A 12,685-nucleotide genomic window follows, 5' to 3' on the forward strand; every position below is an offset into this window, starting at 1 on the left:
TTTTGGCAAGTCAGAATGTTTAATCATGAATATACTTTATAGGATTCGCAAATGTTTATTAGAACATACATTCAAGGAGGATATGAATATGATTATAGAAGCAATCGCAGCAGTTGTTAATGGTAAGGATCTTGACAAAGAAATGGCAGCAGCCGTTATGGATGAAATTATGAGCGGAGAAGCAACACAGGCACAGATTGGAAGCTTCTTAACAGCACTTCATATTAAAGGTGAAACGATCGATGAGATCACAGCATTTGCTGAGATCATGAGAAAACACTGTGGTGAATTTACACCGGATGTCGATGAGGAGATCGACATCGTAGGAACCGGTGGAGACTGCGCAGGAACCTTTAACATCTCAACTGTTTCCTCATTAGTAACAGCCGCAGGCGGTGGTAAGGTGGCAAAGCATGGCAACCGTGCAGCATCCAGCAAATGCGGAACAGCCGACTGCCTGGAAGCCCTTGGCGTCAACATCGCAGCAGACTGTAAAGTCAGCGAAGCCTGTCTGAAGGATCTTGGTACCTGCTTCTTATTTGCACAGAAATATCACACAGCCATGAAATTTGTCGGTGCTCCAAGAAAAGAAATCAAGATTCCTACTGTATTCAACATCTTAGGACCTCTTGCAAATCCGGCAAAAGCAAATCTTCAGTTACTCGGTGTCTATGATGCCTCCCTCGTTGATCCGCTTGCAAAAGTACTCAGCAACCTCGGTGTAAAACGTGGTATGGTCGTTCATGGAAACGACGGTCTGGATGAAATCTCAGCGGTTACAACAACAACTGTATGTGAATTCAACGATGGCACATTTAACACCTATACCTTAGACCCAACCGCATACGGCTTCACCCTCTGTGACAAAGCCGAACTGGTCGGTGGCACACCGGAAGAAAATGCACAGATCACAAAGGATATCTTATCCGGCAAGATCACAGATGGCAAACGTACAGCCGTTATCTTAAATGCCGGTGCAGCTTTGCATATCACAAACCAAATCTCACTTGAAGAAGGCTTCGCCCTTGCAGCCGATATTCTGGCAAATGGCAGCGGTCTGAAGAAGCTGGAAGACTTTATAGCAGCAACAAACGCTTAATTATTTGTAAAAGCAAAACACATAACCGACCCGGAACCTTTAATCTCCGGACCGCTATGGAGGAATATATATGATCTTAGATGAAATAGCAGCAAAAACAAAAGAACGGATTGCCAAATGCAAAGAGCAGATCTCATTTGAAGAAATGAAGGCAAAAGCTCTTGCAATCGTAGAAAAGGAAACAGAGAACGGAACAAAACCTTATACCGTTTTTCCTTTCCGTGACAATCTGGCAAAGCCGGGAATCTCCTTTATCTGCGAAGTAAAAAAGGCTTCCCCTTCCAAAGGACTGATTGCACCGGATTTCCCATATATCGAGATTGCGAAAGAATATGAAGCCGCCGGTGCATCCGCCATATCCGTGCTGACCGAACCTTTTTATTTTCAGGGAAGCAACGAATATCTGACAGCGATCCATGAATCAATATCCACTCCGATCCTGCGGAAGGATTTCACCGTCGATCCTTATATGATCTATGAAGCAAAGGTGATCGGTGCCTCTGCGATCCTTCTGATCTGTGCGATCCTTACCGACGAGCAGCTCAAAAGCTATTACGAGCTTGCAACAAGCCTCGGGCTGTCCGTTCTGGTAGAAGCACATGACGAAAAAGAAGTCAGACGGGCGATCGCGATCGGCGCAGACATTATCGGTGTAAATAACCGCGATCTGAAGACCTTTACCGTTGACATCATGAACAGTGTAAGACTTCGGACATTGATCCCGGATTCGATAAATGGTAAACCGGTCGTCTATGTATCCGAAAGCGGCATCCGCACACCGGAGGACATTGACCGTTTAAAGGGAAATGGCACAGATGCAGTATTGATCGGAGAAACCTTTATGCGAAGCCCTGATAAGAAAGCCGCATTTGCATGGTTACGGGGTGAAGCTATAGGATAGAACCGGATCCTGTTTCTGCAGGAACAACGAACTTTATTTGAAAGCATTAATGATATTTATAATATAGAAACAACACATACAGGAGGAAACATATATGTCAAAAGGACGTTTTGGAATCCATGGCGGACAGTACATACCGGAAACACTGATGAACGCCATGCTTGAGCTTGAAGAAGCATATAAGAAATACAAAGATGACCCGGAATTCAACCGGGAGCTGACAGAACTGTTAAATGAATACGCCGGCAGACCTAGCCGTCTGTACTATGCCAAGAGAATGACAGAGGATCTCGGCGGTGCAAAGATCTACCTGAAGCGCGAGGACTTAAACCATACTGGAGCACATAAGATCAACAATGTTATCGGTCAGATGCTCCTTGCAAAACGAATGGGTAAGACAAGAGTTATCGCCGAGACAGGCGCCGGTCAGCATGGTGTTGCAACTGCTACAGTTGCTGCCATGATGGGTATGGAATGTGAAATCTTCATGGGCAAGGAAGACACCATCCGTCAGGCTTTAAATGTCTACCGTATGAAATTATTAGGAGCAAAGGTTCACCCGGTAGAAACCGGTACAGGTACATTAAAGGATGCCGTTTCCGAAACCTTCCGTGAATGGACTTCCAGAATCGATGATACTCATTATGTTCTGGGTTCTGTTATGGGACCTTATCCTTTCCCTGAGATGGTTCGTGATTTTCAGGCTGTTATCAGCAAGGAGATCAAGGAACAGCTTATGGAGAAGGAAGGCAGACTGCCGGATGCCGTTCTCGCCTGTGTCGGCGGCGGTTCCAATGCGATCGGCGCATTCTATAACTTTATTCCGGATAAGAGCGTTCGCCTGATCGGATGTGAAGCAGCCGGACGTGGAATTGATACATTTGAGACAGCCGCAACGATCAATACCGGAAGACTGGGTATCTTCCATGGTATGAAGTCCTACTTCTGTCAGGATGAATTCGGACAGATCGCACCGGTTTATTCTATTTCAGCAGGTCTTGACTATCCGGGAATCGGGCCGGAACATGCATACCTGCATGACATCGGCAGAGCAGAATATGTCGCTGTTACAGATGACGAAGCTGTTGATGCATTTGAATATCTGTCCAAAATCGAGGGTGTTATCCCGGCGATCGAAAGTGCTCATGCGGTTGCCTATGCAATGAAGCTTGCACCACAGATGGACAAAGACCAGATCATGGTCATTAACATTTCAGGACGAGGCGATAAAGACGTTGCCGCCATCGCCAGATACAGAGGGGAGGATCTCTATGAGTAATATTAAAAATGCATTCAAAAACGGAAAGGCGTTCATCCCATTTGTTACATGTGGTGACCCTGATCTTGAAACAACAGAACAGATCGTATATGCCATGGTAGAAGCAGGTGCAGACCTGATCGAGCTTGGTATCCCATTCTCAGATCCAACCGCAGAAGGGCCTGTTATCCAGGGTGCAAATATCCGTGCACTTGCAAACCATGTTACGACAAATGATGTATTTGACCTTGTAAGAAAGCTCCGTAAGACAGTCACCATCCCTATGGTATTTATGACTTATGCAAATGTTGTCTTCTCTTACGGCTCTGAAAAATTTATCAGCATTTGTAAGGAGATCGGCATTGACGGACTGATCCTGCCGGATATCCCTTATGAGGAAAAGGATGAGTTCGACGGTATCTGTAAGAAGTATGATCTGGATCTGGTATCCATGATCGCACCAACCTCTCACGACCGTATCAGCATGATCGCAAAGGAAGCAAATGGATTTATCTACTGTGTTTCTTCTCTCGGTGTTACCGGAACAAGAAGCAAGATCACGACCGATATCGGTGCTATGACCAAGCTGGTCAAAGCCGCAACGGATACTCCGTGTGCGATCGGCTTCGGAATCTCTACACCGGAGCAGGCAAAGGAAATGGCTGCTCATGCTGACGGTGTGATCGTCGGCTCTGCCATCGTCAAGCTCTGCGCCAAATATGGCAGGGACTGCGTTCCTTACATCAAAGACTATGTCGCAAGCATGAAGGATGCTATCCGATAGAAGGACACCCATGTGAAACTATACAATCTATATAAAAGAACTGCCTTACTAAGACATTAGTGAGGATTTCGTAATGAGATGCATATACGAGCAAATGTGGGTGCCTGTCTGAGCCTGAAAGGCGAGTTGGCACAGGAACATTTGCGAATCACGTATATGCAGATCATAGAAACCACAGCGAGTCTAAGTAAGGCAGTTCTTTTATATAGTCACATGGTTTCACATGGGCTGATTTTTTCTCATCTCCTTAAAATCCTATATTGGTAGTCTTAATACTGCTGTATATCTGTATATGCCTGCCGATATTGTAACTATACACACAATCTATATATTTTCCCGTTTCTTAGCCGGTTTCTCACAAATATTTAATATTTAATCTGATTGACACTACCATACGTTAACTTTATAATTGTTACGGCGACAGAAGTCGACATAATAATGAAGTTAGTTGGGGTATCACATGGTCTTTTCCAGTTTGACATTTTTATATATATTTTTACCGGTTACACTGGTTATCTATTATATTGTCCCGAAGCAGTTACGGAACCTGTTCATCCTGATCAGCGGACTGTTCTTCTACGCATGGGGCGAACCAATCTATGTATTTGTACTGATCGCATCGACAATGATCGATTATTTTGCAGGTCTGGTCATTTATAAGGCAGGCGACCGTCAGGCACTTCGAAAGCTTGCACTGATCGTATCGATGGTCATGAATCTGTCCTTGCTTGGCTTTTTCAAATACAGCAATTTCATCATAGAAAATATTAATAACATATTCGGAACGCACTATGGTTCACCGACCTCTCTGCTTCCGATCGGTATCAGCTTCTTTACCTTCCAGTCCATGTCATATACGATCGACCTGTACCGGAAGAACATCTCTGTTCAGAAGAATCCGATCACCTTTGCAGCCTTTGTCACGCTGTTCCCACAGATCGTAGCAGGTCCGATCGTTCGTTATGAAGATGTAGCTGCCGAGCTGAATGAACGTGTGATCGACATCGACCTGATCTGGGATGGTATTCTCCGCTTCGCGGTCGGTCTTGGCAAGAAGGTTCTGATCGCAAATAATATCGGTGTTGTCTGGACAAATGTCAAAGCTATGGACTTATCCGAGCTTCCGGTTGCAACCGCATGGCTTGGTATTGCCGCTTATACCTTACAGATCTATTTTGATTTTTCCGGTTATTCTGATATGGCGATCGGTCTGGGTAAGATGCTCGGTTTCCATTTCCCGGAAAATTTCAATTATCCGTATATGTCCAAGAGTATCAGTGAATTCTGGCGCAGATGGCATATGACACTCTCCGGCTGGTTCAAGAGCTATGTATATTTTCCTCTCGGCGGAAGCCGCAAGGGACTTGCCCGTACGATATTCAACACCGCAGTTGTCTGGTTCTTAACCGGTGTCTGGCATGGTGCAAGCTGGAACTTCATTCTGTGGGGTTCTCTGTACGGTGTTCTGATCATTATAGAAAAGCTGGTTACAACTGCTCTGACAAAAGTAGGAAAGCAGGATATCTTTACAAAGATTCCTTCTATTATAAAACGTGTTTATGCGATCGTCCTCGTCATGCTTGGATGGGTACTCTTTGATACATCAACGATCGCACAGGCATTCTCCTATATGGGACGGATGTTCCGCTTTGGCAGTAGCTTCTACGACAGTTATACCATATATATCCTTGTGAACTTCGGATTGTTATTCATCATTGCGATCATCGGTTCTACGGATCTGCCAAAGAAGCTGGCTGTTAAGCTCGCAGACAAAGTTCCGGCTGTCGGCAATTACGGAAGCGTCATTTTGATGGCGATTCTGATGTTGCTTTCCACCGCCTACCTTGTCAACGCAAGCTATAACCCATTTTTGTACTTTAATTTTTAGAGGTGAGCCCTTATGCATAAAAAAATCGGAATTATCATATTTGCATGTATCATCATCGCTCTTCCCATTTTGACACTTGTTAAGCTGCCAAAAGAGAAAGCGCCTTTTTCCGAAAATGAAAATCGTTATCTGTCGGAATTTCCAACCATCAGTCTTTCCTCCATCAAGGACGAGACATTTATGAACGGTTTTGATTCCTGGTTCTCTGACCGGTTCTATGGCAGGGAACAGTGGATCTCAGCCATGAATGATTCTGAACGGTTGATAGGCAAAACAGAGATTTCAACAGTATATACAAAAGACGATCGGATGATGCAGGTACTTTCGGATTATGACGATATCGGTGCGGCATATGATGCTGATAAGATCCATACAAATCTTGCTGTCATTAACAGCTTCGCTGCAAAGCATCCGGAGATTCCAACCTACTTCATGCTGTGTCCGACCTCTGTCGGTGTCTATGGAAATTCCCTGCTGCCTTCGGCTGTTAAGAATGTATCAGTTGATGAAAAAGACATGATCGAATCCTGTTATAACGAACTATCCAGTGTGACACCGATCAATATATATAATGCCTTAAAGGAACATGATAGCGAGTATATCTATTATCATACCGACCACCACTGGACATCCCTTGGTGCTTACTATGCATATCAGTCTGCCGGAGCAGAACTTGGATATACTCCTTATGAATTGAAGGATTTTACAAAGGAAACCGCCAGCACAGAATTTCAGGGAACCCTGTTCTCAAAGACCTTAGATCAGTCTGTTACAAAAGATGAGATTGATTTCTACACTCTGGCAGATAATAGTGCAACACCATCCATGACAACCTCGAATGGACTTGATAAAGAAGCTTCCTATGACTCCATTTTCTTCCGTGACTATCTGGACGTCAAAGACAAATACGCATCTTATACCGGACAGAATGTTGCAGTTGCAACAATCAGCCGTAACAAAGCATCCGATGCGGCAAATGATTCAAATATTTCGGATTCTGAAAACCGTTCCATTCTTGTGATCAAGGACAGCTATGCGAATTCAATGATACAGTTTCTGATCAATAACTACGATACCGTGACCATGATCGACCTGCGGTACACGAATCAATCGATCAGCAATCTGGTAAATGTCGAAGACTACGATCAGGTATTATTCTTATATAACTGCATTACTTTTTCCGATGAAAACGACCTTATAAAAGCAGGCTTATAAAAATAAAGGTACCTCAGGATGTCATACAATTATGTTAAACATTCTGAAGTACCTTTTACTTTATGAATAAAATATACAATCTGTTTCTAAATACCAAAGTTCTGAACGTAGTAATATTTATATCCACAATTATCACTGGATACTGCTACAAATACACCAACACCAATTTTACTGAATAGTGGCAATTTCATATTTGCATCATGTCCCGGTGAATTTTTCCAGGCTGTCATTGCTGCATCTGCAGAAGGATAGCCGGCTGCAATATTTTCGCCATTCATTTCTGATGAAGCAGTAAAACACTGAGTACCATCCGGTCTTGTATGTGAGAAGGAATAAGAGCACTCATATGCTCGTACTCTTGCAGAATTCATCAAGCTCTGTGATCTTGTCAATTCATTAAGACCATTTGCCTTTCTGTAAGCATTTAACTGACGGATGATCGCATTTTCTGCATCATAATCAAAATATCCATATACCTGCTTTGTACTGCCATTACTAAGCTTGATCGTATACCAGCCGGTTGCAGAATGTCCGGTTGTTTCTTTTACAGGTGTTCTGGAATCCGTAACAACTCCCTGTGAATTTACATAGATCTCTTTATCTGATGATATCCTATACCAACCGGATTTGGTAACACGTACACCATCGGAACCAAAATACAACAGATATTTACCAATGTATTTTGTTGTATTTCTCCACATTACATATTTGCCATTTTTGTATTCATAGCATTTCATGGACTCCACATAGTAGATTCTGGATGCCTTTCCGGTTGCATCAAAGTAATAGATCTTGCCATATGCCTGTGCCCACTTGCTTCTGAACTTATCCCAGCCTTTCTTTGTGCTGACATAACATTTCCATGCACCGTGATCCTTCTTCAACAGATAATCTACGGTATCGGAACCCTTTTCGCCGACCAGAACATGACGATTATCATTGATCTTATACCAGCTATGCTTCGTCTGACGGATACCATTTGCACTGAAATAATACACGTTCCCATTTGCCAGACGCAAAGTATCATTCTTCACATACTTCCATTTACCACCGGAATACCGCTTTGCCTTTTTGCTGGCACCATAGTAGATCGTGGTGACCTTGCCTTTTGCATTCGCATAATACTGGTTATGTGAGATTGTCACCCATACCTTTTTCTGCGCTTTCCATTTGCCATTCTTTTTCAGATAATAACGGAAGAACCCATTCTTCTTCACCAGCTTCTTCGTTACCTTGCCTGCCTTGCTGTAATATTCAAAACGGCCGGAACTCTTCTTTACCCAGCCTGAACTTGCAGCAAGTTCTGCACTTTCATCTGAAACAACTGTACTGTTTTCTTTTATCTCTCCGATAAACTCTGTCGCTGCCATTGCAGGTGTTACACAGAAAGAACACACCAGCGCAACAAGTAAGATACTCATTGCAGCCTGCTTTAAGATGTTTTTCATACTCCCATCTTCCTTTCCTTTTTTATTTTAAACCAGATATTTTCATCTGATCTGTTTCAACTATTATACCGGACATTTCTGCATCATACCCCTTCATTTGTAAATGGAGGTATAAAACTTTCTGATGCCGTTTCCCCTTCCTGGATGAAACCATTTTCTACACCGATCGAAATCGCATAATCAACCAGTTCATCATACTCCCGTTCCGTCAGTTTGCGGTTCAGTTCCGGGAATTTCTTACCGATACCCTCCATCGGCGTATACTGGTTCATAATACTGATGTAAATATTATTTCCATATGTTTTATATAAGTAACGAATGACAGCCTTGGAATCCTCGATACATCCCGGAAGCTCCAGATGACGGACAATAACACCACGCTTCATGATGCCATCCTCGTCAAATGTCGTCTGATCTCCTCCAACCTGCCGTACCATCTCCGCCAGTGCCGTTTTCGCCACCTCCGGATAATCCGGTGCGTGACTGTATCTCGCCGCCAGTTCTGCCGACATATATTTAAAATCGGGCAGGTAAATGTCAATGTATCCATCTAACAGCTTCAGGGCGTCGATCTCCTCATATCCACTGCAATTATAGACAAACGGAAGATTGAACCCCTGCTCCTTTGCCATATCGATTGCCTCTATGATCTGAGGAATAAAATGATCCGGCGTTACCAGATTGATATTATTGGCTCCCTGCTCTTTTAACTCAAAGAAAATTTCCGATAAGCGCTTTATCGTGATCTCTTTTCCATTCAAGCCCCCGGATATATCATGGTTTTGGCAATATGCACATCCAAGTGAACAACCGGAAAAGAATACCGCGCCCGATCCGTTCTCTCCGGAAATGCAAGGCTCCTCCCACATATGCAATGCCGCCCTTGCGGCTGATATTGATAATGTTTCATTACATGCCCCTGTCTGTCCGTTTATGCGGTTCACCCCGCATTTTCTCGGACACAGGTGGCAGCTTTCCAGTAATTTTCTAAGTTTCATCCTATCTTTCCCACGATCGTCTGTGCGAATTCCTTCAGCTTTGATTCCGGCATATCCTCGATCTTACCTTCATCCATCAGACCGGCAAGTGCAGGGTCGATCGGAAGCTTTACGACCGTCTCGATACCGAAACGATCCTGTATCTCCTCTACTTTACTCTCACCGAAGATGCTGTGTTCTTTGCCGCAATCCGGGCATTTGAAATATGACATATTCTCAACCAGACCTAAGATACGGATTCCCATATCGTCTGCCATACGGACTGCCTTCTCCACAATAAGAGACACCAGATCCTGAGGTGTTGTAACAATAACTGCGCCATCAACCGGCAGAGACTGGAATACCGTAAGCGGTACATCTCCGGTTCCGGGCGGACAATCAACCAGCATATAATCAATATCTCCCCAGACAACATCTGTATAAAACTGTTTTACTGCTCCCGCGATGATCGGACCACGCCAGATAACCGGTGCCGTCTGATCTTCGATCAACAGATTGATCGACATCATCTTGATTCCGGTCTTTGTTTCAACCGCATACAGGAAATCATCGCCTCTCTCCGGTTCTTCATTTATTCCAAATGCTGTCGGAATCGAAGGTCCGGTAATATCTGCATCCAGAACCGCCGTTTTATAACCAAGACGATTCAAGGTAACTGCAAGGGATGTCGTTACGGATGATTTTCCAACACCGCCTTTTCCACTGATAACTGCTATGATATGTTTGATCTTTGTTCCTTCATGTGGTGTTTCAAGTAAACTCTGAGGAGCAGTTCTTGATGAACAGCTCTCTCCACAACTACTACAATTATGATTACAACCTTCTGCCATTTTCTTGTACTCCAAATTTCATTTCATATTTTTTCAAGTCTTACAAATACATATACTTTCTATATGAACCGCCATGTACTTATTCATACTGACGGAACCATGCACATTCTTCCTCATTGCACTGTACGCCTTCCGGGTTTTTCAGATTAATGTGAAATACATGTCCGCTGTCCGGATGTTTCTCTCCAAATGACCGGATCACATGCCGGACACCCAGCTTCTCCATTCGTTCATCCAGATGAATGGTCTGAAATCTCAGATCATCATTTACACTGTACATCAGATATGCCGGTGGAAAATCTTTCGTCAGATACTCAAGCTGTGAAAGGAACAACTTTCTCTGCTCTTCAGATACTACATAACTTCCATCTTCCTTCTTCATATACCAGTCAGAAATATTATCCTCCCGCTTGTCCATCTCATATGCTCCGCAGTTCAGGCACACAGCCTTTGGAAGTCTGTCATATGTAAAGAAATCCAGCTTGCTCCGATACGCTGCATTCCCGGCAATAATACAGTAATTTGCCGTAAGCTGCGCTCCTGCTGAATCCCCCAGCATATAAAACTTTTCCGTATCCAGATGAAGCATCCCTGCATTCTCGTGAATATAATGGATAATGTATGCCACATCCTCAATCGCTGCCGGATATTTGTTCTGAGGTGCCAGCCGGTAATTAAAATTCACAACCGCAAATCCCTTTGATGCCAGATGGCAGCAATAATAACTATACAGCTCTTTATCTCCATAAAACCATCCACCGCCATGAACGCTGACGATCACCGGATATGTTGTCTGCGCATCCGGCTCAGCCGGATAATATATATCAAATAAACTGTTTGATGCATAACGTTCAGAATCAAGATTCGAAGCATCGTCCGGTTCATTATAATAAATGATTCTTTCATTATCTTCTCTCTGGAAAGATTCATTCCATTTTTTAACGTCTATCGCTTTCTTATAATCCAAATTCTTGATCTGAATTACATTATCCGGATATGCCAGTCCTTCATCCCGCTTTGCATCACTGGCACTCCATGCATGCCGCATATTTAACCACGCCGGAAGCTCTGCATTCTTATTTCCCTGCTCTATAATTTCCGAAACATTTTTCATATTATTCTATTTCCTCTAATATCACATAATATATAAGTCTATCTTACTCTCTGACAAATACGAATGCAAGAAAACAATAAACTTCCAGTAAAGATTTAATTAAATTAAGCACGATTCTCTTGTAATCAATGGTTTTCTCGTGTAATATTTGACCATAGTAAAAAATGTATATGACAGAACAGGAGGCTTTTATATGAATAAACTAAAAACCATCTTTCGTTCCCTACACTGGAAAAATATCCTCGGGCTGACCATTGCCGGGCTTATCAATGCCTTCGGTATTACGATATTTTTAAGTCCTGTTAATCTCTATGACAGTGGCATATCCGGTACTTCCATGCTACTAAGTCAGATCACTCCGGAACACCTGTCACTTTCTGTTTTCCTTATTATTTTAAATATTCCACTATTCTTATATGGCTGGAAAAAGCAGGGATCTACCTTCACCATCTATGCGATCTATGTAGTTGCGATCTACTCTCTGGGTGCATGGTTGATTACAGATGTCCTTCCTGTCGATGTCCGATTTGTATCTCCGCTTGCAGGCTCCGATCTGCTTCTGTGCGCACTCTTTGGCGGTCTGATCTCCGGTGCGGGAAGCGGACTTGCGATCCGTTTTGGCGGTGCAATGGATGGTATCGAGACACTTGCAATCATATTTGCCAAACGCCTTGGCATCACCGTCGGAACCTTTGTTATGGCATATAATGTAATGCTTTATATCATCTGTGGCATTATCCTGAACAGTTGGATCCTGCCTCTCTATTCCATCGTTACATATATGGCTGCACTTAAGACTATCGACTTTATCGTAGAAGGTATTGACCGTTCCAAAGCCGCCTATATCATTACAACGAAGCCACAGGAAATCTGTCAGGAACTCTCGGATACATTTTCCTGCGGTATAACGATGATCGATGCAAAGGGCTTCTATTCGGATCAGGAAAAGACCATGATCTACATTGTTGTAAACCGTTTCCAGATTGGAAAGATGAAGAATATTGTCCATGAACTTGACGATAAAGCCTATGTCTCCATCAGCGAGATTGCCGAAGTTTACAGCTTTAACAAACAATAATAACATCCTGATAACTTATCTACATAATCGAAACAGGCACCGGTAACAATACCGATGCCTGTCTTGTGTAAA

Annotated in this window: 11 protein-coding genes; 7 read left to right on the plus strand and 4 right to left on the minus strand. The window is 43.3% G+C overall.

Annotation, left to right across the window (positions count from 1 at the left end):
- Nucleotides 1-88 precede the first annotated feature (88 nt).
- From trpD to OCV60_RS01330, 6 genes are all read left to right on the plus strand, one after another.
- On the plus strand, nucleotides 89-1,099 hold the full coding sequence (trpD, locus tag OCV60_RS01305; RefSeq protein WP_262529084.1) for an anthranilate phosphoribosyltransferase: 1,011 nt from the start codon (nucleotides 89-91) through the stop codon (nucleotides 1,097-1,099).
- A gap of 70 nt (nucleotides 1,100-1,169) precedes the next feature.
- Nucleotides 1,170-2,000, plus strand: coding sequence for an indole-3-glycerol phosphate synthase TrpC (gene trpC / locus OCV60_RS01310; protein ID WP_262529085.1), 831 nt, complete (start codon nucleotides 1,170-1,172; stop codon nucleotides 1,998-2,000).
- 94 nt (nucleotides 2,001-2,094) lie between these two features.
- Entirely contained in the window at nucleotides 2,095-3,279 is a 1,185-nt protein-coding gene (gene trpB, locus OCV60_RS01315) for a tryptophan synthase subunit beta (protein ID WP_008401721.1), read from the plus strand.
- On the plus strand, nucleotides 3,272-4,042 hold the full coding sequence (gene trpA, locus OCV60_RS01320) for a tryptophan synthase subunit alpha (RefSeq protein WP_008401720.1): 771 nt from the start codon (nucleotides 3,272-3,274) through the stop codon (nucleotides 4,040-4,042). The genes trpB and trpA overlap by 8 nt, the downstream gene beginning before the upstream one ends.
- Nucleotides 4,043-4,502: 460 nt before the next feature.
- Nucleotides 4,503-5,930 carry an MBOAT family O-acyltransferase gene (locus tag OCV60_RS01325; protein WP_021944299.1) on the plus strand — a complete coding sequence of 476 codons (1,428 nt, stop codon included), beginning with the start codon at nucleotides 4,503-4,505 and terminating at the stop codon, nucleotides 5,928-5,930.
- 12 nt (nucleotides 5,931-5,942) lie between these two features.
- Nucleotides 5,943-7,145: a DHHW family protein gene (locus tag OCV60_RS01330; RefSeq protein WP_262529087.1), complete on the plus strand. Its 1,203-nt coding sequence runs from the start codon at nucleotides 5,943-5,945 to the stop codon at nucleotides 7,143-7,145.
- A gap of 86 nt (nucleotides 7,146-7,231) precedes the next feature.
- Here OCV60_RS01330 and OCV60_RS01335 read toward each other — a convergent pair whose 3' ends face one another.
- The 4 genes from OCV60_RS01335 to OCV60_RS01350 form a co-directional block, all read right to left on the minus strand.
- Nucleotides 7,232-8,593, minus strand: coding sequence for a CAP domain-containing protein (locus tag OCV60_RS01335; RefSeq protein WP_262529088.1), 1,362 nt, complete (start codon nucleotides 8,591-8,593; stop codon nucleotides 7,232-7,234).
- A gap of 83 nt (nucleotides 8,594-8,676) precedes the next feature.
- Complete coding sequence (locus tag OCV60_RS01340; protein ID WP_117784590.1) at nucleotides 8,677-9,591, minus strand: radical SAM protein; 915 nt, start codon at nucleotides 9,589-9,591, stop codon at nucleotides 8,677-8,679.
- Nucleotides 9,588-10,421, minus strand: coding sequence for an Mrp/NBP35 family ATP-binding protein (locus OCV60_RS01345; RefSeq protein ID WP_117784589.1), 834 nt, complete (start codon nucleotides 10,419-10,421; stop codon nucleotides 9,588-9,590). The genes OCV60_RS01340 and OCV60_RS01345 overlap by 4 nt, the downstream gene beginning before the upstream one ends.
- Before the next feature lie 79 nt (nucleotides 10,422-10,500).
- Entirely contained in the window at nucleotides 10,501-11,535 is a 1,035-nt protein-coding gene (locus OCV60_RS01350) for an alpha/beta hydrolase (RefSeq protein WP_117822449.1), read from the minus strand.
- A gap of 193 nt (nucleotides 11,536-11,728) precedes the next feature.
- Between OCV60_RS01350 and OCV60_RS01355 the strand changes: the two genes are divergently transcribed.
- On the plus strand, nucleotides 11,729-12,613 hold the full coding sequence (locus OCV60_RS01355) for a YitT family protein (protein ID WP_008401711.1): 885 nt from the start codon (nucleotides 11,729-11,731) through the stop codon (nucleotides 12,611-12,613).
- The last annotated feature ends 72 nt before the right edge of the window (nucleotides 12,614-12,685 follow it).

The sequence above is a fragment of the Coprococcus ammoniilyticus genome (assembly GCF_025567345.1).
Taxonomy (GTDB): Bacteria; Bacillota; Clostridia; order Lachnospirales; family Lachnospiraceae; genus Coprococcus; species Coprococcus ammoniilyticus.

Bases quoted from the DNA above. Each gene is read 5' to 3' on its own strand.
- OCV60_RS01345 (WP_117784589.1), bottom strand. From the start codon at position 10,421: ATGGCAGAAGGTTGTAATCATAATTGTAGTAGTTGTGGAGAGAGCTGT.
- trpC (WP_262529085.1), top strand. From the start codon at position 1,170: ATGATCTTAGATGAAATAGCAGCAAAAACAAAAGAACGGATTGCCAAA.
- OCV60_RS01330 (WP_262529087.1), top strand. From the start codon at position 5,943: ATGCATAAAAAAATCGGAATTATCATATTTGCATGTATCATCATCGCT.
- OCV60_RS01325 (WP_021944299.1), top strand. From the start codon at position 4,503: ATGGTCTTTTCCAGTTTGACATTTTTATATATATTTTTACCGGTTACA.
- trpA (WP_008401720.1), top strand. From the start codon at position 3,272: ATGAGTAATATTAAAAATGCATTCAAAAACGGAAAGGCGTTCATCCCA.
- OCV60_RS01340 (WP_117784590.1), bottom strand. From the start codon at position 9,591: ATGAAACTTAGAAAATTACTGGAAAGCTGCCACCTGTGTCCGAGAAAA.
- OCV60_RS01335 (WP_262529088.1), bottom strand. From the start codon at position 8,593: ATGAAAAACATCTTAAAGCAGGCTGCAATGAGTATCTTACTTGTTGCG.
- OCV60_RS01350 (WP_117822449.1), bottom strand. From the start codon at position 11,535: ATGAAAAATGTTTCGGAAATTATAGAGCAGGGAAATAAGAATGCAGAG.
- trpB (WP_008401721.1), top strand. From the start codon at position 2,095: ATGTCAAAAGGACGTTTTGGAATCCATGGCGGACAGTACATACCGGAA.
- trpD (WP_262529084.1), top strand. From the start codon at position 89: ATGATTATAGAAGCAATCGCAGCAGTTGTTAATGGTAAGGATCTTGAC.
- OCV60_RS01355 (WP_008401711.1), top strand. From the start codon at position 11,729: ATGAATAAACTAAAAACCATCTTTCGTTCCCTACACTGGAAAAATATC.